The sequence below is a fragment of the Pseudomonas salicis genome (assembly GCF_057128705.1).
Window position 1 is genome coordinate 140,896 of sequence record NZ_JBSKHU010000003.1, and the last position, 26,996, is coordinate 167,891.

The following is a 26,996-nucleotide window of genomic DNA, read 5'->3' on the forward strand; positions in this document are numbered from 1 at the left end:
GTCCAGCATGGACCTGTTCAGCAGTGAGCCGATTGCCCAGCCCCTGGCTGCTCGTTTGCGGGCGACCAACCTGGACGAGTACGTCGGCCAACAGCACCTGCTCGCCCACGGCAAGCCCTTGCGTGAAGCGCTGGAGCAGGGCGCGCTGCATTCGATGATTTTCTGGGGGCCGCCGGGCGTGGGGAAAACCACCCTGGCGCGGCTTCTGGCGAAGGTTTCCGACGCGCACTTCGAAACCGTGTCGGCGGTGCTGGCAGGGGTCAAGGAGATTCGTCAGGCCGTTGAAGTCGCCAAGCAACAAGCAGGTCAGTATGGCCGTCGCACCATTCTGTTTGTCGACGAAGTGCACCGCTTCAACAAGTCGCAACAGGATGCGTTTCTGCCTTATGTGGAAGACGGCACGTTGATTTTCATTGGCGCGACCACTGAAAACCCGTCCTTCGAATTGAACAACGCCTTGCTTTCACGCGCCCGCGTCTATGTGCTGAAAAGCCTCGACGAAACCGCTCTGCGCCAATTGGTGGACCGTGCCCTGACCGAAGAGCGCGGTCTTGGCAACCGGCACCTCAGCCTGGGCGACGAAGCGTTCAAGACCCTTCTGGCCGCCGCCGATGGTGACGGCCGTCGCATGCTCAACCTGCTGGAAAACGCCTCGGACCTGGCGGAAGACAACAGCGAGATCGAGCCCGAGTTGCTGCAAAGCCTGCTGGGCGACAGCCGTCGACGTTTCGACAAAGGCGGCGAGGCGTTCTACGACCAGATTTCCGCGCTGCACAAATCGATTCGCGGCTCCAATCCTGACGCGGCACTGTACTGGTTCGCCCGGATGATCGACGGGGGCTGTGATCCGCTGTACCTCGCCCGGCGCGTGGTGCGCATGGCCAGCGAGGACATCGGCAACGCCGACCCGCGCGCGCTGCCGCTGTGCATGTCCGCCTGGGATGTGCAGGAACGGCTGGGCAGCCCGGAAGGCGAGCTGGCGGTGGCGCAGGCCATCGTTTACCTGGCCTGCGCGCCGAAAAGCAACGCCGTGTACATGGGCTTCAAGATGGCGATGCGCGAGGCGACCGAGCACGGTTCGCTGGAAGTGCCGTTGCATTTGCGCAATGCCCCGACCAAATTGATGAAGCAGCTGGGTTATGGCGAAGAATATCGCTACGCCCATGACGAACCGGATGCCTACGCCGCAGGTGAAGACTACTTCCCTGACGAGCTGGAACCGCGTCAGTATTACCAGCCGGTCCCTCGCGGGCTGGAGCTGAAAATCGGCGAAAAACTCAAACACTTGGCCGCACTCGACCGCGCCAGCCCCCGTCAGCGGAGAAAATAGTGATTCAGACGATTCTTGCGGTGTCGATTGCGGGCATCGCTGGTACATTATTGCGTTTTGCGGCAGGCACTTGGGTGTCGGCGAACTGGCCGAAGCATTTCTACACGGCGACGCTGGCGGTCAATCTGGTGGGTTGCCTGATCATCGGCGTGCTGTACGGCTGGTTCCTGTTGCGCCCGGAAGTGCCGATTGAAATCCGTGCCGGTCTGATCGTCGGTTTTGTCGGCGGCCTGACGACCTTTTCGTCTTTTTCTCTGGATACCCTGCGTTTGCTCGAAAGCGGGCAGGCTCCACTGGCCATCGGCTATGCGGTGATCAGTGTGTTTGGCGGGCTGCTGGCGACCTGGGCAGGTCTGTCGCTGACCCGAATGTAATAGACCCGAATTCAACGAACCCGATTCAATCACGAGGCAACGATATGCTCGACTCCAAACTGTTACGTACCCAACTTCAGGACGTAGCGGATCGCCTGGCTTCCCGTGGCTTCACACTGGACGTGGCCCGCATCGAAGCGCTGGAAAACCAGCGCAAGACAGTGCAGACCCGCACTGAGCAGCTTCAGGCCGAGCGTAATGCCCGTTCCAAATCCATTGGCCAGGCCAAGCAGCGCGGCGAAGACATCGCGCCGTTGATGGCCGACATCGACCGCATGGCTGAAGAGCTGAGCACTGGCAAGAAAGAGCTGGACGCCATTCAGTCCGAGCTCGATGTCATTCTGCTGAACATGCCGAACCTGCCTCACGAATCCGTGCCGGTCGGTGCCGACGAAGAAGAAAACGTCGAAGTGCGCAAGTGGGGCACGCCAGCGTCGTTCGACTTCGCGGTTCAGGATCACGTCGCGCTGGGTGAGAAGTTCGGTTGGCTGGATTTCGAAACCGCCGCCAAGCTGTCCGGCGCCCGTTTTGCCGTGCTGCGTGGCCCGATTGCGCGCCTGCACCGTGCCCTCGCGCAGTTCATGATCACGCTGCACATCAACGAACACGGCTATGAAGAGGCCTATACGCCTTATCTGGTTCAAGCCCCGGCGTTGCAAGGCACCGGTCAATTGCCGAAGTTCGAAGAAGACCTGTTCAAGATCGCGCGCGAAGGTGAGGCCGATCTGTACCTGATCCCGACGGCGGAAGTGTCGCTGACCAACCTCGTGGCGGGCGAAATCCTCGATGCCAAACAGCTGCCGCTGAAGTTCGTCGCCCACACCCCGTGCTTCCGCTCCGAAGCCGGTGCATCGGGCCGCGACACCCGCGGCATGATCCGTCAGCACCAGTTCGACAAGGTCGAGATGGTGCAGATCGTCGAGCCTGACAAATCCATGGAAGCGCTTGAAGGTCTGACCGGCAACGCGGAACGCGTGCTGCAATTGCTGGAGCTGCCGTATCGCGTGCTGGCCCTGTGCACCGGCGACATGGGTTTCAGTGCCGTGAAGACCTATGACCTGGAAGTGTGGATTCCGAGCCAGGACAAATATCGCGAAATCTCGTCGTGCTCCAACTGCGGCGACTTCCAGGCGCGCCGCATGCAGGCCCGCTGGCGCAACCCGGAAACCGGCAAACCGGAACTGGTGCACACCCTGAATGGCTCCGGCCTGGCCGTGGGTCGTACCCTGGTGGCGGTGCTGGAGAACTATCAGCAGGCGGACGGTTCGATTCGCGTGCCGGAAGTGCTCAAGCCGTGGATGGGTGGCATCGAGGTCATCGGCTAAATGGAATTCCTGCCGCTGTTCCACAACCTTCGGGGTGCCCGCGTGCTAGTGGTGGGCGGCGGCGAGATTGCCTTGCGCAAGTCTCGCTTGCTGGCTGACGCCGGTGCGGTCCTGCGGGTGGTTGCACCCGAGATCGGAACAGAGCTGCGCGAGCTGATCGACGGCAGCGGTGGCGAGCAGATTCTCCGTGGTTACGATGAGGCGGATGTGAACGGCTGCGTGCTGATCATCGCCGCCACCGACGACGAGCCGCTCAATGCCCAAGTCTCTGCCGATGCTCGTCAGCGCGGCGTACCGGTCAACGTGGTGGATGCGCCTGCCCTGTGCAGCGTGATTTTTCCGGCCATCGTCGACCGCTCGCCGTTGGTGATTGCCGTGTCCAGTGGCGGCGATGCGCCGGTGCTGGCGCGCTTGATCCGGGCCAAGCTGGAAAGCTGGATTCCGCCGACCTATGGCCATCTGGCCGGTCTCGCAGCGCGTTTCCGTCACCAGGTGAAGAACCTGTTTCCGAATGTCCAGCAACGCCGGGCATTCTGGGAAGACGTGTTTCAAGGGCCTATCGCGGACAGGCAACTGGCCGGGCAGGGCGCCGAAGCCGAACGTCTGTTACAGGCGAAGATCGACGGCGATGCGCCAAGCGCGTCAGGCGAGGTGTATCTGGTCGGTGCGGGCCCGGGCGATCCGGACCTGCTGACCTTCAAGGCCTTGCGCCTGATGCAGCAAGCCGATGTCGTGCTCTACGACCGTCTGGTCGCCCCGGCGATTCTTGAACTGTGCCGTCGCGACGCGGACCGCATTTATGTCGGCAAGCAGCGCGCCGATCATGCCCTGCCGCAGGACCAGATCAACCAGCAACTGGTGGCGCTGGCCAAACAGGGCAAGCGCGTCGTGCGGCTCAAAGGGGGCGATCCGTTCATCTTTGGCCGTGGCGGCGAAGAAATTGAAGAGCTGGCAGCCAATGGCATTCCGTTTCAGGTCGTGCCAGGCATCACGGCGGCCAGTGGTTGCGCGGCGTATGCCGGGATTCCGCTGACCCACCGCGATTACGCGCAATCCGTGCGTTTTGTGACGGGGCACTTGAAGAACAACACCACCGATTTGCCGTGGAAAGACCTGGTCTCTCCTGCGCAAACGCTGGTGTTCTACATGGGCCTGATTGGCTTGCCGATCATTTGCAGCGAGCTGGTCAAGCACGGGCGTTCGGCCGACACCCCGGCCGCGCTGATCCAGCAGGGCACCACGACCAACCAGCGCGTCTTCACCGGCACGCTGGCCAACCTGCCGCAACTGGTAGCGGAGCATGAAGTGCATGCGCCAACGCTGGTGATTGTCGGGGAAGTGGTGACGTTGCGGGACAAACTGGCGTGGTTCGAAGGCGCTCAAAGCGGCGTTTGATTGTCAGCCTTAAAAGCGGGTGTGAGCCCGCCTCAAGGGAACCGTCGAACGTTTCTTACCGAAAGCTGTTGCGTGGGCGCTTCAATCCGAGTCGGTCACGCAACGTGCCCTGCTCGTACTCGGTGCGAAACACCCCTCTCGCTTGCAGCAGCGGCACAACACTGGCCGCGAAGCTGTCGAAGTCCATCGGCAGGAACGGGAACATCAGGTTGTACCCATCCACCGCTCCCGCCTCGTAGTACTCCGCCAACCTGTCAGCCACCTGCTCGGCCGTCCCGATTACCAGCGATGTGCTCGAACTCTTGATCAGTGCCCGGCCCAGCTCGCGAATAGTGATGCTCGCGTCATAGGTTTTGATCAAGGCCAGCTTGGTGCGAATGCCGTCAAATTCTGCCTCGTCTGGAAGGGGAGGCAACGGTCCGTCGGGCGACAATCCGCTGAGGTCAAGCCGGATGTAACTGGACACCAAGTCAATCGCGATGGCGTCGATGATCAGGCTGTCGACCAGTTGCTCACGACGCTCCGCTTCACTCTCATCACCCAGCACGACCGGCAACACACCGGCGATCACCTTCAGGTCGCTCGGCTGTCGATCCTTCAAGGCCAGTCGTCGGTTCAGCTCTGCGCGATAGGTCAAGGCCTCCTCAACCGAGTTTACGAAGCAGAAATGCACATCGGCATGGGCGGCGGCCAGGTCGAGACCTGCATCCGAAGACCCCGCCTGGGCGAGAATCGGATAGGCCTGGGGCGTACGAGGCACGTTCAACGGGCCACGCACTTTGAAATACTCGCCGTCATGGTGGAGCGCGTGAATTTTCGCCGGGTCGGCAAAATCGCCACTTTCCTTGTTGAACGTCAGCGCATCGTCTTCCCACGAGTCCCACAGGCGCTTCACCACACCGACGAATTCATGGGCGCGCTGGTAGCGGTTTCCATGCTTCGGAACCCCGGTGACGCCGAAGTTGGCCGCTTCCTCTTCGAGCCACGACGTCACGATGTTCCAGCTCACTCGTCCTTCGCTGATGTGGTCCAGTGACGCGAAATAACGTGCGAGGTTGTACGGATCATTGTAGGACGTGGAAGCGGTGGCCATCAGGCCGATGGATTCCGTGACCGCTGCCAATGCCGATAACAGAGTGATCGGCTCCAGTCGGGGGTTGGCGTAATGTTTGAGGCCGCTGGGCACGGAATCCCAGACCCCGACATGGTCCGCGACGAAAACGGCATCGAATTTCGATGCCTCCGCCTGCTGCACCAGTTTCACGAAAAACGGAAGCCTGAAAACCTCCGTCGTCGGAGCCTGCGGGTGACGCCACGAAAAACGGTAATCACCCTGAGGATTAAAAAAGAACAGGTTCAGAATCATGCTGCGGTTGGACATGGGGCGCGCTCACTCGCTGAATAGATGCGTCATCCGGACGGGGCGCCGTTAGCCTGCGGTCACGGAGACGTGCTTGCTGACCCATTCGTCCGCGACCTTGGCCGGGTCTTTGTGGTCGATGTCGACCAGACGATTCAATTCGGTCAGTTCTTTGGTGGTGAGGGCAGCGGAGACTTTGTCGAGAGTCTGGGTGATCTGTGGTGTCAGCACGGATTTGCGGATGACCGGCGTTATGTTCTGAACGGGCTGCTGGTTTTTATCATCTTCCAGGACAACCCAAGGCTCGGTGGCCAGGATGCCTTGGGTGGAGACCACCGTGACGACATCGATGGTGCCCGAGTTCAGCGCCAGCCTGGACAGGGGGCCGCCCATGTCGAGGGACTTGATGGATTTGAAATCGATGCCGTAAACCGCTTTGAGTCCAGGCACGCCCAGCGCCGATGTTTTCACTTCCGGCGGGCCACCCAGCACCAGTTGGCTCGATACAGGCGCCAGGTCCGACAGGGTTTTGAGGTGGTATTTTTCGGCGGTCTTATGGGTCACGGCCCACGCGGTCGCAGAGCCTGCGGATGAGGAACCGAGCAATTCCAGGCTGTCAGGCAGTTTGGCTTTCAGCGCTTGGGTGATTGCCTGCTGATCCGTCAGGGCGGCCTTGTTGTCGTAGAAGGCAAGCAACGAGCCGATGTATTCGGGCACAACATCGACGTCACCACTTTTGAGCGCCGCGGCGATGACCTGCCGGTTGCCTAGATTAAGTCGGGTTTGAGTCTCGATGCCCGCCTTGCGGAGTGCCGACGCGTAAATATTCGCCAATACCGATTGCTCGGAAAAGTTGGCGCCCCCCACGGTGATGGCGGCAGCACTCGCGAGATGGCTGGCGGCAAATAAACCGATTCCCACACATACCGCTAATACCGTTTTAGGTGTTGAAAGGGTGAGGGCAGTCATCTGTTCGCTCCAATGGCAGTGTCGTTATAGGTTCTGTTTTTGTTACGCGGCGTTTAAGGGGGACTTCCCGAGCCACGCCTGTTTGCGGATCAACTTTTCGGCGCCCGAACACAACCCTTCACTGAGCATGGCGAGTACCGAAACCGTGATGGCTCCGGCAATGGTTTGTGGAATGTCGTTGCGGCCAAGTCCATCGATCAGGAAACGCCCCAATCCTCCAAAACCGGCATAAGCGGCGATGGTGGCAGTGGCAATCAATTGAAGGAGTGCAGTGCGAAATCCGACGAAAATGATGGGGAAGGCAAGCGGCAGTTCGAGTTCGAGAATAATGTCGCGACGGCGCATGCCCATCGCTTTGGCGGAATTTTTCAAGGACGATTCCACTTCCCCGATACCGACAATGGTGTTGGTCAGAATGGGTGGAATACTCATCAAGGTTAGCGCCAGGATCACGGCGCTGACATCGAAGCCAATCACCATGATGGCGAGGATAACGACACCTAAAGAAGGCAATGCTCGGCCTAGATTGAACAGGCCGATGGCGATGTGTGCGCTGCGTTTGTAATGAGCGATCGCGATACCCAAGGGCAACGCAATACCGGTGGCAATCGCCAGACTGATGCCGACGTAATAAAGATGTTCTGAAAGCCGTACGAAGATGCCTTCGTCGCCGAGCCAGTTTTCCGATTGAAGGAACCAGGTAAGAACGGCGTTAAGGGTGTCCATCACCTCACCCACGGGAACAGGCGCTTTTCAGCACTGTAAAAAGCAAAGTCGACACTGATGGCAAGGAGCACTGTTAATACCAGGCTGATAATGACGGGGGTGGGAAAACTCAATGTCAGGCCTGTCACGAACAGTTGGCCGAGCCCGCCTTGGCCAATAATCGCCGTCACGGTCACAAGTCCCACCAGCGTGACCGCTGTCGTGCGCAAACCGCCGAACAGATAGGGAATGGCCAAGGGCAGTTCTACGGCTAGAAAGCCTTGCAAACGGGTATAGCCGATGGCTCGCGCTTCCTGTAAGACGACAGGGGATGTGCTCGCTAAACCTGCCAGCGTGTTTTGCAGAATGATCAATAACGAATAGACGCTCAGGCCTATTACCGAGGTGGTTTTTGACAGCCCCGTTATGGGCATCAACAAGATGAACAGCGCCAGCGACGGGATGGTGAAAAGGATGCCGCTGATGTAGGTCAGCGGACGGGAGAGTGCCGGTAACCACAGCGTCAGCAGAATCATGACGCTGGCGATCAGCGTGCCCAATAACATTGAAAGCGCGACCAGTTGTAGATGATCACCGAGCAGGCCGAGGATCATCGGAATGTTGTCGCTGACCCATTCGGTGTCAATCATTCACGACCTCCCGCTGTGGGTCGTGAAGGGCCTCGTAGAGGTGGGACGTCGAAATGCAGCGGGTGTATTTACCCTCGTCGTCCACCTGAACGATGACGCCTGAGGGCGTATTCAGGATTTTCAGCAGGGCGTGGTGCAACGACTCTGTGCCGGAAACCAACGTCAAATGAGGCGCAGGATGGTGGTTATCGCTGAGCCAACTGATGGGCTGGTGCTGGTCATTGAGCACCAGTTTCAGGGCAGGGCTGACATGGGCCAGTCGTGTTTCAGCCGCGCTGTCTAGCGTTGGCGCGGCTCTCTCGGGTTCTTCCAGTTCAGAGACCTTCATCAAGGCCAGCCGTTTGAGCGACGGGTCGTTCCCCACGAATTGCTGCACGAAGGGGCTGGCCGGGTACGCCAGGATATTTTTCGGCGTGTCGAACTGAACCAGCTTGCCTTCTTCTTCGAACACCGCGATGCGATCCGCCAGCTTGATCGCCTCTTCCATGTCGTGGGTGACGAGGACGATGGTCTTGTGCAACCGTTTCTGCAGGGAGACGAGTTCGTCCTGAAGTCGCTCGCGAATGAGCGGGTCAAGTGCGCTGAAAGGTTCGTCCATCAGGATCACGGGCGGGTCCGAGGCGAGCGCCCGAGCAAGGGCCACCCGGCTTTGCTGCCCACCGGACAGCTGGCTTGGGTAACGCCCCGCCAGCTCAGGCGGTAGCCCCACCAAGTCCATGAGCTCGACCACGCGTCGCCGGGTTTTATCCTTGTCCCATTTCAGTAGATGCGGCACCGCGGAGATGTTCGCTTCCACGGTCCTGTGCGGAAACAGGGCAGCGTTTTGCATCATGAAGCCGATCCGTCGACGCAGGCTGACAACGTCCGTTTCGCCAATGTCACTGCCATCAACGCTGATCGTGCCTTCGTCCTGGACGTCCAGCCGGTTGATCATCTTCAGGATGGACGTCTTGCCGCAGCCGCTTGGCCCGATCAGTACGCACAATTCGCCTTCTCGTATGTCGAGGTTGAGCGCAGTGACTGCAGGGGCTTTCTTACCTTTGTGGTACTTCGTGACATTCTCGAAACGTATCATTCAAAAGCACCGGCGTTGACTGAAGGTCGTTCATGGGCCTGCCGCGTTGGCAAAGGATGGACAGGGCTGTCGATGGGCGTCAGGAAGTTGTTGAAAAAGAGTTGTCGGTAATTACGCACGACATACACCCCGTTGCGCTCAATCCACTGCTGACGCCGAGCGTGGTAGACCATCGGTAGGCAATACCACGGCAGTTTGGGTAAGTCGTGATGCACGAGATGGAAGTTCAAGTTCAAAAACAGCCAACTCAATAGGCCTTTCGACTCGTTGATCACCGTGCGGTGTTCTGCCCGCTCGGAAGGGCGATGTTCATAGAATGAGCGAATCATGCCAATGGCCAATGCCGGTATGGACACGAACACCACATATTCCCAGGCACCTACGGCACTGTAATGTTCCACCGTCCAGAGCATCACGGCGACCCACGCGATATGAAACGCCCACATGTGTGCACTTTCATCCCGGCGTTGTATGGCCTTTGGAATGTCTGAAAACACCAGTGAAGCGATGGCCAGGGGCACGCCGGTTAGCAGGCGGCCCGCCACCGTTTTATTTGTCCAGAGAATGAAACGCTGGACCGTGGGCAGGTATTCCCAGTCGGCGGCGGAGATGTAGCGACTTTCGGGATCGATACCCGGCACGGTCAGTGTTTCATCAATATGGTGCGCGAGGTGCGTGTCGCGGTAAACATTGTACGGGTACCAGACTGCGAAGGGCAGGTAGGCCAACGCTTTATTCAGAGCGGGCGAACGCGTGGGGTGTCCGTGAATGCACTCGTGTTGTAACGACATCCACAGCACGATCAACGGCAACAGCAGACTGATCGAAATAAACGGTCCCAATGCTCGGCCGTGAAAAACGATCGCGCACCACGCGCTGTAAAAACCGATGATCAATAACCATGTTGGCCATTCAGTGCGTGCTGTAAAAGTATTGAGGACTTCAGAAACTTCCGCCTGATGCTGTGTGTCCAGGTAGTTCGACATCGCGCGCCCTTGAATAAATGAAAGTGCTGTATTCCGTTACAGGTAAATGCAGTTGATCGCGGAGTAATAAATGACGTCGTGAGTGATCCTTGGCGCTCGGCAACAGGCACCCGGGTTCATCGTTTGAAAAGTCGAACGTTATTTAAACGAGCGGTCCGGCAAAGCCTTCACATGGCGTAAAGGAGAAACGCCAGGCCCTCACCTACCGCACTGGAGGTTTCACTGTTGGCTTGGCAAGGCACGGGAGACGGCGAGAGGAGCGATATTTTAGATGCGCAGGCGACCGTGGACATCGGATTTAAAAAAGCCGTGCTTTTATTTCCAATGTTCAGATTCGCGTACTTGGGCATGATCGCATCACAACAGCTAGGTGGCAGTTTTAAGTGAGTTCAAACTATCACGTTGTGTGATTCCTCAAAATAATAAGTTCGCTTATGCTTATGAGGAAATGTCATATGTGGTGGCTACACAGTGCGACCTGCAATTTGTTTTGCAGCGGTTGCAGGGTGTCGCTGAAGCGCGGGTTAGAGCAGGAGAAGACAGTCTTTTCCAGCAGGGGAAGGTGACCCGCGAGACGATCCCAAGGGGATCGCCTGCGTGTGAAGGTCTACGGGTGGACGATCAGAGGTGCTGAACGATCCCAAGACCCGGAAGGCGTGCGCGATCATGGCCACCGGCAAAATCTTGCGCCGGTCCCTTGGGCACTACGCCCGTCGGGTTGATGGTGGCATGGCTGGCATAGTAGTGATGCTTGATGTGCACGAAGTCGACCGTCTCGGCAATGCCCGGCCATTGGTGCAGCTCGCGCAACCAGTTGCTCAGGTTCGGATAGTCAGCAATACGACGCAGGTTGCATTTGAAGTGCCCGTGGTAAACCGCGTCGAACCGAATCAGCGTGGTAAACAGGCGCACGTCGGCTTCGGTCAGGTATTCGCCAGCCAGGTAACGTTTCTCGCCCAGCAGGTTTTCCAGCACGTCCAGCTCAGCGAATACCTCGTCGAAGGCTTGTTCGTAAGCCTTCTGCGTGGTGGCGAATCCGGCGCGATACACGCCGTTGTTGACGGCGGGATAAATCGCGTCATTCAGCCGGTTGATCTCCGGACGAAGCGACTCGGGGTACAGATCCAGACGGTTGCCGGTCAGATCATCGAACGCCGAATTGAACATGCGGATGATTTCCGAGGACTCATTGCTGACGATGCGCTCCAGCTTCTTGTCCCACAGCACGGGCACCGTCACGCGACCGGTGTAATTCGGGTTGTCAGCGAGGTAACGCTGATAGAAGAAGGTGTGACCGTCCAGCGCATCGCCCGTGGAGCCTGTCTGCTTGTCGAAGGTCCAGCCGTTTTCGCGCATCAGCCAGCTGACCACCGAAACGTCGATCAGGCTTTCGAGGCCTTTGAGTTTGCGCACGATCAGCGTTCGATGGGCCCATGGGCAGGCCAGCGATACGTAGAGGTGATAACGGCCTGCTTCGGCCTTGAAGCCGCCTTCGCCAGACGGTCCTGGACGGCCGTCTGCGGTCACCCAATTGCGGCGCTGCGCCTGCTCGCGCTGAAACGCGCCGTCTTTGCTTTCATACCACTGGTCTTGCCAGCGCCCTTCAACGAGAAGGCCCATGTCTGACTCCAATCACTGAGTACGTTCGTACGTTGGAGGTCAGTCTAGAGACAATCGTTCGAACAAATAGCGCAAAGAGTCGGGTGTAATGATCGGTTAAATCGATCTGTTACGGTTTTCCCAAAAACGCTCAGCCTGCTCGAAGGCCTCTGCGCGGGGTATTCCGAGGCCGCGCAAGGCGAGGGCTATGGTCGAGATCAGGGCCAGTTGCGGGTAGCTGTCCTGGACCTCACCTTTCCAGATGCCGACGAGCTGCTGCGGGTCGAGCGTTGCCGGCTTGACGTGGCGGCGTTCGGACATCGCAGGCCATTCCTCATCCCATGGCTGGCCGTCGGTAGTGCCGTACAAATGACTGATCGTGTCCGGGTTGATTTCCACTTCGCCGCCGTCACCCTTGATGACGATGGCGTGATCGCCCAACAGGCTGCTGGCGTCGCGGTGCACTGACTGATAGCCGGGATGGAAGATGCTCTGGAGTCCGCAGCGGGCGCCCAACGGGTTCAAAATGCGTGCAAGTGAGTGGATCGGCGAGCGCAGGCCCAGGGTGTTGCGCAGGTCGATCATGCGCTGCAACTGCGGTGCCCAGTCTCCCAATGGCATGAACGCGATGTTGTGCTGCTCCAGTGCCTGCTCCACCGAAGCCCAGTCGCGACACAACGGAATGCCCAGCAGCTTCAGCAATTGCTCACTGTACAGCCGACCCGCCGTGTGTGCGCCGCCGCCGTGCATCAACACGCGCACGCCATTCTGCGCGAGGCATTTGGCTGCCAACAGGTACCACGGCAAATGCCGTTTCTTGCCCGCGTAGGTTGGCCAGTCGATATCGACGGTCAGCGGCGGGGCGGTCAGGCGTTCACGTACCGCTTCGGTAAAGCCCGCCAGCTCTTCCGGGCTTTCCTCTTTATGGCGCAGCAGCATCAGGAACGCGCCCAGTTGTGTGTCCTCGACCTTTTCATCAAGGATCATGCCCATGGCCTCGCGCGCTTCTTCGCGGGTCATGTTGCGGGCACCGCGCTTACCTTTTCCGAGGATGCGCACGAACGGCGCAAAGGGGTGTTCGGCGGGCGTTTCAGTCAGGAGTGGGGCGACATCGTTCATAGGCAATTGGTCGGCTTTGGCAGGCCCGCCAGCTTGGCGGCAAGTTTGGCGGGAGTGCCGTTGAACAGGCGATTCAGGTGCAGGCTGTTGCCTTTTTCAGCTCCGAGCTTTTGCGCGGTGTATTTCACCAGCGGGCGAGTGGCGGGAGACAACTGGTATTCGGCGTAAAACGCGCGGAGCAGCTCAAGGATTTCCCAATGTTCGGGCTTCAGGACGATGTCTTCCTCCAGCGCCAGGGCCTCGGCGACTTCGCGGGACCAGTCGTGCAGGTCTTCGAGGTAGCCGTCCTTGTCCAGCGGCAGGGTGCGGCCGTTGACGATGAGCTGCTTCATAGCCAGCTGTTGACCTTGTCGAACAGCACCGAGAGTTCGACGAACCCAGGATAATCGACGCTTTTCACCCAGTCGGGCAGCGTCAGGTTTCGTGCCTGGGCGTCTTCATCGAGCACGAACACGCGCAGACTGTCTGCTTTGTCGTCCAGCGACTTGCGCGCAGCGGTTGAAGGCGTCAGGGCATACGTCGCGTCGCCGCACAGCAGGATCGCGTCTTCGTGACCGAGCACGCGCAAACAACTGCTCAGGCGGGAGTCGGCGTACGGGGAATGAGATAACACATGCAAGGTCGACATCAGATCGTGATCACTTGGTCATAACGGTCAATGAGTGCGGCGATTTCATGATCACGCAGCACCTGTAGTGTCTCGACGCTGAGTGCGCTCGGCGACATGCCGCGTTCGGCCAGGCTGGTATTGCAGGCGTACAAGTCTTCGACGCCGAACATTTCCAGGGCCTGAAGGTTGGCCGTCAGGTCTTTCTGTTGCAATTGGCTGGCGCGTTGAGCGGGCAACAATTGCAGCACGCCATCGTCCAGAAACAACATGCCCAACGGCAAATCGAACGCCCCGCCCGCCAATGCAATGTCCAGGGCTTCGCGGGCGCTGGGGCCGGACCATGGCGATTGGCGGCTGATGATCAGCAACGACTTCGGCATCTCAAGGCCCTCCGAAGCAGACTAAACGGTCGGCCGCCTGCACGGCGTCGTGCAACTGTCCAAGACCGGACAGATCCCACGGAGCAGAAAGATTGGCAGCGGGGCGCGAATAACGCTCGGCTTCTTCTTCATTCAGTACGCCCCGACGAAGGGCGGCGGCGATGCACACCACGCCGTCCAGTTGGTGGGCGTTCACGAAGTCGCGCCATTGCGCGGGGATATCCTGTTCATCCTGAGGCGTGACCACATTGGCCGACGCGCTGTGCACCCCATCCTGATAAAAGAACAACCGCACGATCTCATGCCCGCCTTCCAGCACGGCCTGCGCGTATCGCAAAGCCCGGCGCGAAGAGGGCGCGTGAGCGGGTGAATAGAGAGCGATGGCGAACTTCATGGGCGGCTCGGTCAGCGGGGTGGCAGGGTGAATGGGGCCAATGATAAAGAATTCAAAGAGCAGAGACAGCAAAAAGCCCGCCGAAGCGGGCTTTTTATTGAGGCTGTGGATCAGTCTTTGCTGCTGCCCATGATGCCGAAGATCTGCAACAGGCTGATGAACAGGTTGTAGATCGACACATACAGGCTGATGGTCGCCATGATGTAGTTGCGCTCACCACCGTGGATGATGGCGCTGGTCTGAAACAGAATGCAGACCGACGAGAACAGGACGAAGCCCGCGCTGATTGCCAGTTGCAGACCGCTGATCTGGAAGAACATGCTCGCCAGCACCGCTGCCAGCAGGACGAAGAAACCGGCAGTGATGAAACCGCCCAGGAAGCTCATGTCCTTGCGGGTGATCAGCACGTACGCCGACAGACCGCCGAACACCAGGGCCGTCATCGCGAAGGCGGAAGAGACGATTTCAGCGCCGCCCTGCATGCCGAGGTAACGGTTGAGGATCGGGCCGAGAATGAAGCCCATGAAACCGGTCAGTGCGAACGCCGACACCAGACCCCACGCCGAATCGCGCAGTTTGTTGGTGAGGAAGAACAGCCCGTAGAAACCGATCAGCACGACGAACACGTTCGGATAACGAACGTTCATCTGCTGAGCGACGAATGCCATGATCCCGCTGAACGCGAGGGTAAGGGCCAGAAGGCCGTAAGTGTTGCGCAGGACGCGGCTAACCTCTAGCTGCTCGACCTGCACGCGGTTGTTGACTGCGTAATCCTGTTCGCGCATGGCGCTACTCCTGGTGGTTGAAAGGGGGATCTGAAATCTCAAGTTGCAAAGATCATAACAGAGCCGCAGTGACACGCGAGCCAGAGAGTTTGACAGCTTGTTTCATTACGGTATTATGGCGCCCGCAACGCAATGGGAGGTGTGGCCGAGTGGTTTAAGGCAGCAGTCTTGAAGACTGCCGACTGTAACAGGTCCCTGAGTTCCTATTTTAGGATCTCTACAGCTGCACACTACACCTTCATTGATCGGATGCCTCGGGAAATTGGCAGAGTGGTTGAATGCACCGGTCTTGAAAACCGGCGAACGTTAATAGCGTTCCCAGGGTTCGAATCCCTGGTTTCCCGCCAAACGCAGTAACATCAAGGGCTCAGAGAAATCTGGGCCCTTTTTTTGTGTTTTGCATTTCATGCTGAAAGGCACGCGATTGCTTTGGTAGCCAAGCACAGCCTCATGCGCCGCTCACATCGGGTTCGTTTGATTGTTTTCTCGGACACGGCCGCGAGAAAACCATTTCGGAGGCACATCTGACGGGGTTGGGACGACTAGCCTGGATTCCGTCACGTTCTTCGCCTTGGTAGGGGGGTGAAGAAGAGACGAGTATTCTTTCTGCTGCTCCCCAGCGTTGTATGGAATATCCTTGCACTCCGCAGTCGCTTAAGAGTAGTGAATAGAACGATGGGTTTTGAACAACTGGCTGGGCTACGTGACCAACTGCGGGCTGAAAAAAAGCCGCAACAGGTGGATGGCACTCAACACATCAAGCGTAATTCCTCAACGCGGGCGAAGCCTCGTAACCATGATCCCGCTGTGGAAGCCATCTGGCCATTGCAGAAGCATTTTCCACTGGCGTTCCCCGTCAATCCGGCTCCTAAAGTTCCGCTCAAAGAGGGCATTCTTCACGATGCAGAGCAGCACTTGGAGCTACTCGGGTTGACCCACGAACAATTAAAGCTAGGTGTCTCAACCTGGTGCCGGGGAACCCGGTATTGGGCAAGCATGGTGGAGAATGCGCCGCGCCTGGACTTGAGTGGTCAACCAGTTGGCGTAGTAACTGCCACACAGGCTCTGCATGCCAGGCAGCAGGCCTCGCGGCAACGCGGTCAAGATCGTCGACACCGTGCGAAGCTGAAAGAGGGTGGCCAGGCTCCCGCTGCCGTTGCTGCGGTGGAGCAGGATACAAACTGAATCCCCGGCAATTTGGTAGGGTGTTTTCTGGGGCTGAAATGGGTGGGAATTCCAGGGATTTATGGAGAGTCATTGCGGCTTTTTTAATTTGAAATCCGCCCTAAACCATGGCCTTATGACGCAGGTGAGTTTGCCTGTGCGTGCTTCGGGATATCCCTCATGAAAATCTTCAAAAAAGTGATAGCTGGTGTCGCTTTTTCGCTTTTGCTGCCTTCCATTTCATACTCAGCGTCTCCCAACCAAGCCTTTGGCTGGGAGGAGCAGGGCGTACTGTTGCCTGATCGAACCCCGGTCAAAGTAGAACTCGATACGGGCTCCGAAAACTCGTCTCTGGGGGCTGTCAATATTGTCCCTTTCGACAAGGGTGACGAGAAGTGGGTGCGGTTTGTTTTACAAATACCGACCGGTCTCACCGGGTCTTTATCCGACGTCACTTTCGAGCAAAAGATCGTTCGCAATGCGAAAGCCAAGGGGGTGATTGGCAGCAGTCATCGCCAGGTGGTGAAGATGAGTGTGTGCCTGGGTACGCAGGTCTATCAGGAGGAGTTCAGTCTCAAGCCTCCGGGTAAAAAAGGGTACAACGTGAGCTTGGGCAGAAGTGCCTTGCAGCACATAGGCGCTGTGGATGCCTCGCGGTCGAACACGGTCAAACCGGATTGCAGCAGTTCTGCCGCTAAGCCATCAGCCTGAGTTTTCTATTGCCGTCCCTCTGTTTCAGTTCAAAGCAAGCAGAGGGGCGAAGGCGCCGACCTCCGTCTCAGTGGAGGCCTTTCTCCCACGCCTTATGGTTTTTCCGTGCATCCTGAATGAAGGGAGACCACTGGATCAGCTTCAGCACGCATTTGTTGAGCACAGTGCCAAAGCGGTCGAGCGGGCGGTGGATGTCGAGGAAAAGCACGACGCGGATGCCGTCGGTGTCATTCCAGACCTGATGGCGGTAGGTGTCGTCAAACACCATCACCTTGCCGGGCTGCCAATGCCTGATTTCATCTCCTACCTGGATACGACAATTCTCCCTGGGCTCAGGGATGATCAATCCCAGATGTGCGCGGAGCAGCCCGTTGTAGGGCCCCCGGTGCGGAGGTATGTGCTTGCCAGGGCTCAGGATGGAAAAGAAAGCCGTAAACATGCCTGGGATTGATTCAACAATCTCTGCAGTTTTGGGGCACTTGACGCAGTTGCCATCCATTTTGTAACCGTAGCCATGCAGGAAGAAGGTCTTCCATCGGTCATCTTGTGTCAGGTTGCGCTGGTCTTTGGAAATGTCTTGGAAGTTTGGGATGCCGTCGTGATTTTTGAGTACGGCATTCAACTCGTCGACGATCACAGGCCAGTTGGACTCCAGCGTCTTTGCCCACTCGAACTGTGACGGATCGAAAAACGGTGTGTTTCCGACCGAGGAGTGCCGGCGAATGAACCGCTCAAGCTTTTTGATGATCCACAACCCTACTGCGACGCTTGGCCGATGCTTACGTTTGGCTTTTTTGTGTGGAAGCTGCGTGGGCTCTGTTTGCATATCTGATCCTGGCGACGATTTTTAGAAGACTTAGCGAAGCTGGCGGTTTCTCAATAACCGCCACAGCAGCGGCCAACAAAAGATGAGTGGATAACGACGCAGGCGCGGGCTGATCGGCACAGGCTCCCCAAGGTGGCGTTCAAGCTTCCAGATGACGTAATCCAGACCATTCTCGAATGTGTAGAACGATTTGATCAGGCGCAGCACATTGAGTAGGCGACCGGCGACTCGTCTACGTTGCCACCGGACAGCGTGGGGAACCGCTCCTGCATCTGCGGGGGACACTGAGTATCGGTCATCCTGCCCAGGCAGAAGGGAAAGCCTTGGTACGGATTGCACCGCCGCGAGGGTGATACGCCTGTAGTAGCCGACATCATGCCCTACGATTTCTGCCGGGCGACTGGCGCGCTCCGGGCGCAATTCCGTGCGATAGGTCAACGTGAGGGCGTGTTCCCACAATGTGGCGCTATCCAGCACTTGCGGTTTATCAGGCAGTGCTTCGGACGTCATTCTTTTCACTGCGTTGGCCAAGGCCGTATGCACACGGGTGCTAACGGCTTGATCGCGAGAAAAAACCAGTCGAGAGGGCTGCGAAAAGCGTCCCCACAGATAACCGTGGAACCACGATGCGGTTCCCTTCTCGAAGTCCGCCAGTGTAATCAGCGCGCATTTTGCCCTTAGCAGCGAACCGTCCGGCGCCAGCACATTGATCGAAAAAACGGTAGGGGGAAGCCAGGCGTCCACCAGCTCCTTGATCTTGCTTGTCCTTACGTTGGCGTAGCTGTCTACAAGGACATAAAGGTCGACCAGGCCATCTGAAAAATTGCTGCTGCGAAGGCAGGATCCATACAGAAGAACGGCACTGACGGCGTTGCCAAATCGCGATACCAATTCATCAGTCAGTGCATTCAATGGGGCTGCGACCGGGCGCGCGCATTCCTCGGACATAACGCCGATCAGGACGCTGATTGTTGAAGTAGGGGAGGCCTGTTCCACGTTCAGCTTCTCTTAAAACATCACAAAACGGACAGGGAGGGTCGCAGACAACTCAAGCTGGCCTTGCGTGGAGAATATCTCGCCGTCCAGCAGGTACTCGGTTAACCCGTCGATGGTGGTAGCGTTGAGGTTGTGGCTCACATAAGCCTGATTCTGCGTGATGACCGGACTCGTTTTGCCCCGCAGCACATGAAACAGGGAGCGCACGAGCTCAGGAGCACGGTGACCAATTGCCGTGAAATGGATCGGCGCCTTCTCAGTGCCCCAGTAGGGAGTGCTTCTGAGCAGCAGGGTGTCCAGTGTGGTGGCGAGAATGACCATCCACTTGGCGTTCAAGGTGTGTTGCGCAAGGTGCAGCCTGGCCGTGGCGGCAGACTCAAACGGCAGGCTTCGCTTCCAGAGCAGCGACACCAACATTCTGCCGAACGCCAGTGACGGGCCCAAGGCTCCGCGGATACCTTTGCTACGGACACGGCTGTGAAAATACCTGACGCCTTCAACCACCGCCCCGGCTCCAAAGAACAGACCGCATTGAGTCTGTAGTGAGTCTGGGTCGAATACTTTGAGCACATTGCGCAATCTCGATGCGGGAGCCGAGCGTGTGCCACTTCGCCAACGATGGAGCGCCAGGAGCACTTGCAGTGGGCGTCGCCGCACGCCCAGATCGATTGCACTCATGTTGGTGGTGCCTGCCGGGACAATGAGTACGTCAGGCATACTCATGGGCTGTAGATGCATCAGGGCCGTCAATGCCGCCTGCAGGCTCCCATCCCCACCGATCACGACTAAGAGATCCTGTGGTTCGAGTGCGAAGGATTGAATGGCCGCACTGATTTGCGTCGGCGTTGACGCCTCCACAACATGGGCGTCGGTGAGCTGAGCGACGTGGTGTCTGAATTTAACAAGATGCCGACGTACGTAGCCCCCTTTGGGATTGAGCACCACGCCTATTCGTTGTGCTGAAGGGGCGTTGTCATGATTTAGGGTTACGAAAGCCTGTGGAGGATTCGAGGCGGTGTCTTGTTGGGTGATAGGAGCAATAGTCATGTCATGTCACGCTGCACGGTCAAATCGGTAGACCAGCCACAAGGCGAGGGCCAGCAGCACAATCGAGGGCGCCAACGTAGTGACGATCACGTTCCCGTTCAGGAGCAGACCGAGGTTGGCCACAATCTGATTCGCCACATAGATCAGCAGACCCACAACGGCTCCGATGGCCAATCGACCGCCCAATCCCGGTGAGCGTTGCTGGACAAAGGTGAATGGAACGGCAAAGAGAATCATGGCCAATGTGAGGATCGGCCTTCCCAGTTTTTGCCACATTGCCATCTGGTACTCGCCCGAGGGTTGGTCGGACCCATTGAGAAAGGCGATGTAGTGACTCAGTTGCTGAATCGAGAAGCTGTCCGTCGGTAGCGACAGTTCTTTCAAGCGGCGATCTGAAAACACAGAGTTCCATAGCATCTGATCTTCTTCGCGCGTCACCTCATTGTCTTGCTCCCACTCTTTGATCCGTGGATGGTGGAGCAGCCACGAACCGTCCGGGCGGACTTCCGCGCTGTCCGCGAAAATGTAAGAGGCCAGGCGCATGTCAGAGGTGAGGCGCAAGATTTCAACGTTCAGTGGCGTGTTGTGGCGTGACATCGCACCTATTCGTGCAACCTCGTTGCCTCGGCGCGCCCAGATGCTGCCGGTAGGCTTCGCCGCTTCGCCGGAAATGGCCAGCGCAGTATTGCGCAGCTGAACGCTATGCTGCTGGAGTGGAGACGCCAGCCATTCGTCCATGGCGCCGAGTGCGACGACCACGATCAAACCGGCCGCCATGGTCGTAACAGCGATGCGCATGATCGATACGCCGGCCGCACGCATGGCCGTCAGTTCCTGAGTCAACGCAAGCTGACCAAGCCCGGTGATGCCTCCCAGCAAGGCGATGAAAGGCCCGAGATCGACTGCCCGGCGGGGCAATGTCATCAGGACGACTTCAACCGCTTGCGTCCAGCGATAGCCCCCGGAAGTCACGTCATCGAGCTCAGCGATAAGATCGAACGTCGTGAACAATGGCAGCAACAACAGGGCAGCGGCCGCGAATCCGATCAGCACGTTGCGAATCAGATAGAAGCTGAGTCTTATCATTTGCGACGACGACGCAAAAGTGCGAGGTCTCTGGTCAGGAAACCTAGCAACGCGATACTCATGGCCAGCGGAACGAGCCACACGCCAGGCAAGAGGGGGATAGCTGCGTTACCCACCAGTGTTCTGCAGATGTTGCCGGCGTAGAAGATCACGGCAAAAACAATCGCGATGGGCAGTAGCGTGGAAAAGCGTCCTTTGCGGGGCGCCGTCCGGCTCAGCGGCACTGCAAGCAGGGCCAGGAGCATTGCACTGATGCCGCGGGTTTCACGCCATTGAAGCTCGGCCTTGTCTTGAGGCTGCGCCGAAATGCTCAACATCGCAGTCGAGGTTGATTTGCGCTTGTTGTCGGGTTCAAGTTCCAAAGGTTTCAGCTGCAGTTGCAGCTTGTTGTCGAAAGTATTTACCACGTCCTTGGAATCCTGATGATCCAGGGTGTACGAGCTCCCTTTGGTGAGTTCAACCAAGGGGGCAGCAGGGTTGGCGTCGATGACTTTTGCCGTATGAGACCGAAAGATGCGGGATTTACCGTCGCCCGGGTCATAGATCAATGCGTCAGTGAGCTCACCTGAATCCTTGTCTATGGATTCCGCGAGGATCATCCGGCCGTTGTCAGGATTGAGGTTGAAACGCTGAGGCAGGAGGTGACTGACGTCCAGGTCGGTTTTGGACTGCTGCTCCAACTGATAGCTCTGTGTATACGCCCAGGGACGTCCATAGACAGACAACACTGTCACAGCGATGGCGAGAGGTAGCGAGATCAGGGCGATCGCTTTGTAGAGGCGTACAGGACTGCTGCCTGAGGCCAGGATGGCGGTGATTTCGGAGTCGTGATAAAGCCTGCCCAACGCCATTGCTACAGACGTGTAGAGGGCAACGGGTACCAGCATTTCCAGCGCGATGATGACTTTGTACATCACCATGTCCGCCACGGACTGCACAGCCAGCGTGCCATTTGTGGCCTGGGTCAGGTAGCGTTCTGCCGAATAACTTGCGAATACGAAGGTCAAGATACCGACCATCACCGTTACCGGTCGACGAATCTCGGCAATGATGTACCGTTCGATCAGAAACATCGTGAAGCTCCCGCGGATTTGCAGCCAATAGCTCGCCTGGCCCAATGAGGAGGCTGGGTGGTATTCACATTGATGCCCGCAGCCGGAGCGTTTTTTCGACCAGTAGAAAGTCTTCTACGGTGTCGATGTCCACGGCAGCGTCGGCAAACGGCATGATCACGGCGCCCACGCGAACACCCAAGGTGTGGGAGATTCGTTGCGTGGCCTGATCAAGGCTTAGGGTTCCCAAGAGATATCGCACAGTCGACGCTATGCCGAGTGCACCCATGACGACCTTTTTAGGGTTTTTACGGCGCTGCTCGATGTCTTTCCAAAAGTCGGCGACCTTGGCGCTTTCCTCGGTCATGAACGCAAACAGGTTGCTGCCGCAGTACGGGCCGCCTTTGAGCTTGATAGCCGTCCGCCTGTTCTCGGGGAATTTGGCCATGACCGTGGCAAGTGGTGTTAAGGCCACGGTCACGTCGCATCCGCTCATCTGAGAACGTTCGAGAAAATAATCGACGATGTCAGATTGCAGTAACGCGTGATCGGCAGTCGTCACCAGCACTGGCCGCGAGCGGATATGGGTCAAGCCGCGATACGCGCTCAGGCTCGGTGACGCCGCCGGTTCGAGCATTGCCAACTCGCCACGATCAATCATCTCGCGCAGCGTTGGATCACTGTCGAGCATCCGATTGCCTGGGCCGACCAATGTGATATCGGACACACGCTTGGAGTCCCGCAATGCGCCGACTACCCGATGAAGCATTGGCAGACCAAGGACAGGCGTCAACGCTTTACAGCCTGCGTCCCCAAGGGCGGCAACGGGGTCTCCTGGGCGTCTGTCACCTGCCAGAATGAGGGCCGAATAGCGCGCCGATTCAAATGTGCTTTTCATAGAGCCGATACCGCTTATAGGCTTTGGCACCTATGCGCTCCAGAATTCCGCGCATCCCGGCATTCGTTTCGAGGATCCAAGACATTTCGAGGGCCTCGATATTGCGCCGGAGGAAGGGGGCTTTCAGAGCTTCGATAAGCAGTAATGCCAGGACAGGGCCTTGGCGGCTGAACTGATATTGTTGCTTGACGCCCATCAAAGGCACGCGGGCGGTTCGTGTTCCGGAGACTTTGAGTTTCCAAATCAGACGCAACCATCCAAATGGCAGCATACGCCCTTTGAGAGGCGCGATGGCCTCATGAATGTTAGGCATGGCCACGATGAATGCGCAGGGCTCATCGTTTATTTCAGCGATATAAATGAGGTCGCTGGGAACAAGGAATTTCAACTGCTTGCCTAGCTCGGAAAACTCGTGCTCGGTAAAGGGAACGTAACCCCAGTTGTTGGCCCAGGCATCGTTGAATATCTGCCGCAGAATTTGCATCTCGGCGGCAAATTTTGACCGATCAATCTGGCGGATACGGATCGTAGACCTTTCCCGGTCCATCATTTTCTTGAGCGGGGCCGGGAAATTGAGCTCGTCCCGGCGCATCCAGTAGGCAATCAAATCCATGGCAGGTTCGTACTTTGATCCCAGCACATGGTTTTCATAGTAAGGATGGTTGTGGTTCATGAACGCGGATGGCGGCGTCTCGTAGCCGTCGACGAGGAGGCCGCTTTCCTGGTTGATGTTCAGGGTAAAAGGCCCGGTAATCCGCTGAGCACCCTGACCCTTGAGCCACTGCTCGGCTGTGGCGATCAACGCCGCGAATACTTCACCATCATCGATCGCGTCCAGCATACCGAAGTGGCCTGTGTCTGCTCCATGCAACTCCCGGTGCAAAGTATCTACTTGAGCAAGAATGCGGCCTACAACAGCACCATTGCGTTTGGCAAGCCAGGCTTTCCACGTAACGTGTCCTGAGGCCGGATTTTTGGGTGAGAGATGCTCTAACCGTTCAACGTAGAGCGGCTCGATCCAAGAGGGATCGTTTTTATAGAGCGTGCCTGGAAACGTTACGAAGTCGTTCAGCGACTGCCGGTTCTCTACTGCTTCAATGGTAAGCAGCGGGTTGTTCTTATTCATTAGCCTGCAGGCCTTCTAGGCAAAAAGTGGACGGTGAGGCCTGATGTTCCAACGTCGAGCGAGGTATCCGGCGGCGGCTCCTGACTGTCGCTGAAATATTTCGTTACGTCTATCGACCATTGTCAATGTAGAGTATTAATTCGTTTGATAGTAGATCTCGATCTATCTGACGGTACTCTTTTAGGAAAGCTATGGAAGCCGGCTTTTCGAAATGGCTCAGGTCCACGAGCCAGTTATTCGCTTTAGGCGATGCCTGAAAATGTGACGGCGTCCATATTCAGCTATCTCTACGAACCTTGCTTTTTGGACGTGCGGCGGCGCCTGCCCCATAAGTGCCGGTTTTCGTAGTGCCCTGATTAGAGTCCAAATTAATGACGGTTTTATATTTGTCCGAAACTAGCTCTACTCAAGAACTGGTGCAGCGACTTGCAGATTTCCCTTCTTTAGCGGACGCCCTGGATTACGCAGCGCTGGGTCGCACGGGGATGAATTTTTATGACCGACGCTGCCAACTGACGGCAGTGCTCGAGTACAGAGAGCTCAAGGCCAGAGCCCAGGGCGCCGCCAGAAGGTTACTGACCTTGGGTTTGTCCAAAGGTGATCGCGTCGCCCTGATCGCGGACACAACACCCTCATTCGTCGAGTTTTTCTTCGCGTGCCAGTACGCAGGCCTGGTCGCTGTTCCGCTGCCGGTTCCCGCTGGGGTAGGGCAACACCAATCGTACGTCGAAAAGCTCCGTGGACTCATCGCAAGCTGCTCGCCATCGGTTGTGCTCGGGGAGCAGGAATGGCTGCCCTACGCGCGCGAAGCACTGGGCACCACTGAGCTGAAATTCATCGGCACGGATGACGATCTGGAAGCGCTTCCTATGGGTGGCGCCGCGCTTATCCCAGCTCAACCCGATGACGTTGCCTATCTGCAATACACTTCTGGGAGTACCCGTTTTCCGCGTGGCGTCATGGTCACCCAGCGTTCGGTCATGGCCAATCTGCGCGGTATCAGCACTGACGGAATCCGGTTGCGTCCCGGCGACCGCTGTGTCTCCTGGTTGCCGTACTACCACGACATGGGGTTGGTAGGTTTTGTATTGGCGCCCATGGCCACGCAGATATCGGTCGATTACCTGCGCACGCAAGACTTCGCGATGCGGCCCAAACAGTGGCTTAACTTGCTGAGTCGGAACAGGGGTACGGTCTCGGTGGCGCCGCCATTCGGGTTCGATCTGTGTGTACGTCGTTGCAGTGCCGCTGAAGTAGAAAGCCTCGATTTGTCGAACTGGCGCGTAGCAGGTGTTGGCGCTGAACCGATTTCCATCGCCACACTCGACCGATTTGCCGAGCACTTTGCCGCCGCTGGGTTCAAGGCTGGCGCATTTATGCCGTGCTACGGGCTCGCAGAAAACACGTTGGCTGTCAGCTTTGCCAGACCGGACACAGGTGCTCAGGTTGACAGGATCGACCGAGACATTTTGGAAACGGAAGGTAGGGCGCTCAGCGCCACTGAAAAATCTTCAGCGGTCAGTGCTTTCGTTAACTGCGGCCGCGCGCTGCCGGGGCACGAACTGCTGATCGTAGATGACTCTGGCAATGTCCTGGCCGAGCGCGAAGTGGGCAGAGTCATGATTTCTGGCCCGAGCCTGATGACGGGCTATTTCCAGGATCACGATTCCATTCAAACTCTCGCAGCGACCAAAACGCTCGATACTGGCGACCTGGGATATCTTTTCGATGGGGATCTTTACGTCACCGGGCGCAAGAAGGATCTGATCATCATCCGAGGTCGTAACATCTGGCCTCAAGACATTGAACTCATTGTCGAGTCCGAGCCGGAAATCAGGCCGGGGGACGCGATCGTTTTCATTACCGACAAGGACGCTGATCCATCGGTGGTGATCCAGGTTCAATACCGCATCCTCGATGAGGAGAAGAGGGCGCGTCTTTCTCATACATTGTTTGCCAAGGTCCACAGTGAATTCGGTATCTCCCCGACCATCGACCTGGTACCGCCCCATAGCATTCCTCGCACCTCCTCAGGAAAACCAGCCCGGGCCGAAGCCCGCAAGCGCTTCATGAGTCTTCGCGCCGCACTCCCCGAGAGCTTCGCTGCGGCCGAAACCGCATGACCGAGCCAACGATTGCCCTTACCGGTGGCAGCGGTTTTATCGGCGGTCAAATAGCGCGAATGCTCGTTGGTCGTGGTGTCCGTGTGCGCGCGCTCAGTCGCACACAGGCTGGGCTTGAAAACGGTGTTCTGTGGGTAAAGGGATCGCTTGAGGACAGTGACTCACTGGCAAAGCTGGTTGCAGGGGCACATATCGTCATCCACTGCGCGGGGGCGGTTCGAGGGCGTGATGCCCGTAGTTTCCGCATTGCCAATGTGGACGGCAGCCGTCGGGTCGCTGAAGCCGCTGCTAAAGCCGGCACCTGCAAACGTTTTCTGTTGATGTCATCTCTTGCCGCTCGCCATCCAGAGCTCTCGTGGTACGCAAAATCCAAACATGACTCCGAGCAGGAAGTCATCCGGGTAGCAGGAGCCATGGCCGTCACGATCTTCCGTCCGACGGCAGTCTATGGCCCGGGAGATCGCGAACTACGGCCACTGTTCACCTGGTTGCTCAAGGGGCTGCAGATCAGGCTCGGCGCAGGGGATACGCATCTCAGCTTTGTGCACGTCTTTGACCTTGTAGCGGCTGTTGGGCAATGGCTTGGAGCGCCGAACTCGAATTCGGCTCTTTACGAAATCAGTGACGGCACGCTCGGCGGATACAGCTGGAAGGGGCTGGCGCAGATTGCGACCGATATACGGGCGGCTCCAGTTCGATCACTGGCCATTTCAACCGCCGTCTTGAGAGCCGTTGCCCGCGCAAACCTGGTCATTTCCTACGTGGTTCGCGGTAACCCAATGCTGACCACCAGCAAAGTCAATGAGCTCACACACCCTGACTGGACATGCAGCAACACGGCGATAACGGCCGCAACCGGCTGGAGTCCCCAGATAAAGCTACGACGTGCCCTGCAGGAAGGTTTGTTTTGA

At 57.7% G+C, this 26,996-nt stretch carries 28 protein-coding genes and 1 tRNA gene; 9 read left to right on the plus strand and 20 right to left on the minus strand.

The annotated features are described in order from the left end of the window. Nucleotides 1-7: 7 nt before the first annotated feature. From ACWKWE_RS11325 to cysG, 4 genes are read left to right on the plus strand one after another with little or no spacing between them, the layout of a single operon-like run. The gene (locus ACWKWE_RS11325; protein WP_483850555.1) at nt 8-1,330 is read left to right on the plus strand and encodes a replication-associated recombination protein A; all 1,323 of its coding nucleotides are present in this window, start codon (nt 8-10) and stop codon (nt 1,328-1,330) included. Beyond that, the gene (gene crcB, locus ACWKWE_RS11330; protein ID WP_166594825.1) at nt 1,330-1,704 is read left to right on the plus strand and encodes a fluoride efflux transporter CrcB; all 375 of its coding nucleotides are present in this window, start codon (nt 1,330-1,332) and stop codon (nt 1,702-1,704) included. The genes ACWKWE_RS11325 and crcB overlap by 1 nt, the downstream gene beginning before the upstream one ends. A gap of 44 nt (nt 1,705-1,748) precedes the next feature. Next, nucleotides 1,749-3,029: a serine--tRNA ligase gene (serS, locus tag ACWKWE_RS11335; protein WP_166594826.1), complete on the plus strand. Its 1,281-nt coding sequence runs from the start codon at nt 1,749-1,751 to the stop codon at nt 3,027-3,029. Beyond that, entirely contained in the window at nt 3,030-4,424 is a 1,395-nt protein-coding gene (gene cysG / locus ACWKWE_RS11340) for a siroheme synthase CysG (protein WP_483850556.1), read from the plus strand. A gap of 55 nt (nt 4,425-4,479) precedes the next feature. Here cysG and ACWKWE_RS11345 read toward each other — a convergent pair whose 3' ends face one another. From ACWKWE_RS11345 to ACWKWE_RS11405, 13 genes are all read right to left on the minus strand, one after another. Further along, nucleotides 4,480-5,805, minus strand: a complete 1,326-nt coding sequence (locus ACWKWE_RS11345; RefSeq protein ID WP_483850557.1) for an NtaA/DmoA family FMN-dependent monooxygenase — start codon at nt 5,803-5,805, stop codon at nt 4,480-4,482. Nucleotides 5,806-5,853: 48 nt separating this feature from the next. After that, nucleotides 5,854-6,753 carry an ABC transporter substrate-binding protein gene (locus ACWKWE_RS11350; RefSeq protein ID WP_483850558.1) on the minus strand — a complete coding sequence of 300 codons (900 nt, stop codon included), beginning with the start codon at nt 6,751-6,753 and terminating at the stop codon, nt 5,854-5,856. A gap of 42 nt (nt 6,754-6,795) precedes the next feature. Then, nucleotides 6,796-7,479 (minus strand): ABC transporter permease, encoded by a 684-nt coding sequence (locus tag ACWKWE_RS11355; protein ID WP_341963500.1) that lies wholly within the window; start codon nt 7,477-7,479, stop codon nt 6,796-6,798. Beyond that, nucleotides 7,479-8,108 (minus strand): ABC transporter permease, encoded by a 630-nt coding sequence (locus ACWKWE_RS11360; RefSeq protein ID WP_483850559.1) that lies wholly within the window; start codon nt 8,106-8,108, stop codon nt 7,479-7,481. Before ACWKWE_RS11360 ends, ACWKWE_RS11355 begins: the two co-directional genes overlap by 1 nt. Continuing rightward, nucleotides 8,101-9,183: an ABC transporter ATP-binding protein gene (locus ACWKWE_RS11365; RefSeq protein WP_483850560.1), complete on the minus strand. Its 1,083-nt coding sequence runs from the start codon at nt 9,181-9,183 to the stop codon at nt 8,101-8,103. Before ACWKWE_RS11365 ends, ACWKWE_RS11360 begins: the two co-directional genes overlap by 8 nt. Beyond that, entirely contained in the window at nt 9,180-10,169 is a 990-nt protein-coding gene (locus ACWKWE_RS11370) for a fatty acid desaturase (protein WP_483850561.1), read from the minus strand. The genes ACWKWE_RS11365 and ACWKWE_RS11370 overlap by 4 nt, the downstream gene beginning before the upstream one ends. A gap of 621 nt (nt 10,170-10,790) precedes the next feature. After that, on the minus strand, nt 10,791-11,789 hold the full coding sequence (locus tag ACWKWE_RS11375; protein ID WP_483850562.1) for a glutathione S-transferase family protein: 999 nt from the start codon (nt 11,787-11,789) through the stop codon (nt 10,791-10,793). 96 nt (nt 11,790-11,885) lie between these two features. Further along, the gene (locus ACWKWE_RS11380) at nt 11,886-12,887 is read right to left on the minus strand and encodes a glycosyl transferase family protein (RefSeq protein WP_483850563.1); all 1,002 of its coding nucleotides are present in this window, start codon (nt 12,885-12,887) and stop codon (nt 11,886-11,888) included. Further along, nucleotides 12,884-13,219 (minus strand): TusE/DsrC/DsvC family sulfur relay protein, encoded by a 336-nt coding sequence (locus ACWKWE_RS11385; protein ID WP_483850564.1) that lies wholly within the window; start codon nt 13,217-13,219, stop codon nt 12,884-12,886. The genes ACWKWE_RS11380 and ACWKWE_RS11385 overlap by 4 nt, the downstream gene beginning before the upstream one ends. Further along, nucleotides 13,216-13,515, minus strand: a complete 300-nt coding sequence (gene tusB, locus ACWKWE_RS11390; RefSeq protein WP_483850565.1) for a sulfurtransferase complex subunit TusB — start codon at nt 13,513-13,515, stop codon at nt 13,216-13,218. The genes ACWKWE_RS11385 and tusB overlap by 4 nt, the downstream gene beginning before the upstream one ends. Continuing rightward, nucleotides 13,515-13,877 (minus strand): sulfurtransferase complex subunit TusC, encoded by a 363-nt coding sequence (gene tusC, locus ACWKWE_RS11395; RefSeq protein WP_401144454.1) that lies wholly within the window; start codon nt 13,875-13,877, stop codon nt 13,515-13,517. Before tusC ends, tusB begins: the two co-directional genes overlap by 1 nt. A gap of 1 nt (nt 13,878) precedes the next feature. Continuing rightward, a complete protein-coding gene (gene tusD, locus ACWKWE_RS11400; protein ID WP_483850566.1) occupies nt 13,879-14,271 on the minus strand; it encodes a sulfurtransferase complex subunit TusD in 393 nt (130 codons plus the stop codon). Nucleotides 14,272-14,381: 110 nt separating this feature from the next. Continuing rightward, nucleotides 14,382-15,056 carry a Bax inhibitor-1/YccA family protein gene (locus ACWKWE_RS11405; protein ID WP_166594835.1) on the minus strand — a complete coding sequence of 225 codons (675 nt, stop codon included), beginning with the start codon at nt 15,054-15,056 and terminating at the stop codon, nt 14,382-14,384. Between the two features lie 256 nt (nt 15,057-15,312). Between ACWKWE_RS11405 and ACWKWE_RS11410 the strand changes: the two genes are divergently transcribed. From ACWKWE_RS11410 to ACWKWE_RS11420, 3 genes are all read left to right on the plus strand, one after another. Beyond that, nucleotides 15,313-15,403: transfer RNA gene (locus ACWKWE_RS11410), tRNA-Ser, on the plus strand. A 328-nt stretch (nt 15,404-15,731) separates the two neighbouring features. Next, nucleotides 15,732-16,241 (plus strand): ProQ/FinO family protein, encoded by a 510-nt coding sequence (locus tag ACWKWE_RS11415; protein WP_483850567.1) that lies wholly within the window; start codon nt 15,732-15,734, stop codon nt 16,239-16,241. 159 nt (nt 16,242-16,400) lie between these two features. Further along, nucleotides 16,401-16,931, plus strand: a complete 531-nt coding sequence (locus ACWKWE_RS11420; RefSeq protein WP_483850568.1) for a putative ATP-dependent zinc protease — start codon at nt 16,401-16,403, stop codon at nt 16,929-16,931. Nucleotides 16,932-16,998: 67 nt separating this feature from the next. Here ACWKWE_RS11420 and ACWKWE_RS11425 read toward each other — a convergent pair whose 3' ends face one another. From ACWKWE_RS11425 to ACWKWE_RS11455, 7 genes are all read right to left on the minus strand, one after another. After that, entirely contained in the window at nt 16,999-17,757 is a 759-nt protein-coding gene (locus tag ACWKWE_RS11425) for an aspartyl/asparaginyl beta-hydroxylase domain-containing protein (RefSeq protein WP_166594838.1), read from the minus strand. Between the two features lie 30 nt (nt 17,758-17,787). Continuing rightward, a complete protein-coding gene (locus ACWKWE_RS11430; RefSeq protein ID WP_483850569.1) occupies nt 17,788-18,753 on the minus strand; it encodes a hypothetical protein in 966 nt (321 codons plus the stop codon). 12 nt (nt 18,754-18,765) lie between these two features. Continuing rightward, nucleotides 18,766-19,800 carry a diacylglycerol kinase family protein gene (locus ACWKWE_RS11435; protein WP_166594839.1) on the minus strand — a complete coding sequence of 345 codons (1,035 nt, stop codon included), beginning with the start codon at nt 19,798-19,800 and terminating at the stop codon, nt 18,766-18,768. A 6-nt stretch (nt 19,801-19,806) separates the two neighbouring features. After that, a complete protein-coding gene (gene lptG / locus ACWKWE_RS11440) occupies nt 19,807-20,886 on the minus strand; it encodes an LPS export ABC transporter permease LptG (protein WP_483850960.1) in 1,080 nt (359 codons plus the stop codon). Then, nucleotides 20,883-21,959: an LPS export ABC transporter permease LptF gene (gene lptF, locus ACWKWE_RS11445; RefSeq protein WP_166594841.1), complete on the minus strand. Its 1,077-nt coding sequence runs from the start codon at nt 21,957-21,959 to the stop codon at nt 20,883-20,885. The genes lptG and lptF overlap by 4 nt, the downstream gene beginning before the upstream one ends. Nucleotides 21,960-22,023: 64 nt before the next feature. Then, the gene (locus ACWKWE_RS11450) at nt 22,024-22,797 is read right to left on the minus strand and encodes a nucleotidyltransferase family protein (protein ID WP_483850961.1); all 774 of its coding nucleotides are present in this window, start codon (nt 22,795-22,797) and stop codon (nt 22,024-22,026) included. Between the two features lie 22 nt (nt 22,798-22,819). Further along, on the minus strand, nt 22,820-23,962 hold the full coding sequence (locus ACWKWE_RS11455; RefSeq protein WP_483850570.1) for an N-acetyltransferase: 1,143 nt from the start codon (nt 23,960-23,962) through the stop codon (nt 22,820-22,822). A 371-nt stretch (nt 23,963-24,333) separates the two neighbouring features. On the opposite strand from ACWKWE_RS11455, the gene ACWKWE_RS11460 reads away from it, so the two are divergent. After that, nucleotides 24,334-26,085: a fatty acyl-AMP ligase gene (locus ACWKWE_RS11460; protein WP_483850571.1), complete on the plus strand. Its 1,752-nt coding sequence runs from the start codon at nt 24,334-24,336 to the stop codon at nt 26,083-26,085. Continuing rightward, nucleotides 26,082-26,996, plus strand: a complete 915-nt coding sequence (locus ACWKWE_RS11465) for an NAD-dependent epimerase/dehydratase family protein (protein ID WP_166594844.1) — start codon at nt 26,082-26,084, stop codon at nt 26,994-26,996. Before ACWKWE_RS11460 ends, ACWKWE_RS11465 begins: the two co-directional genes overlap by 4 nt.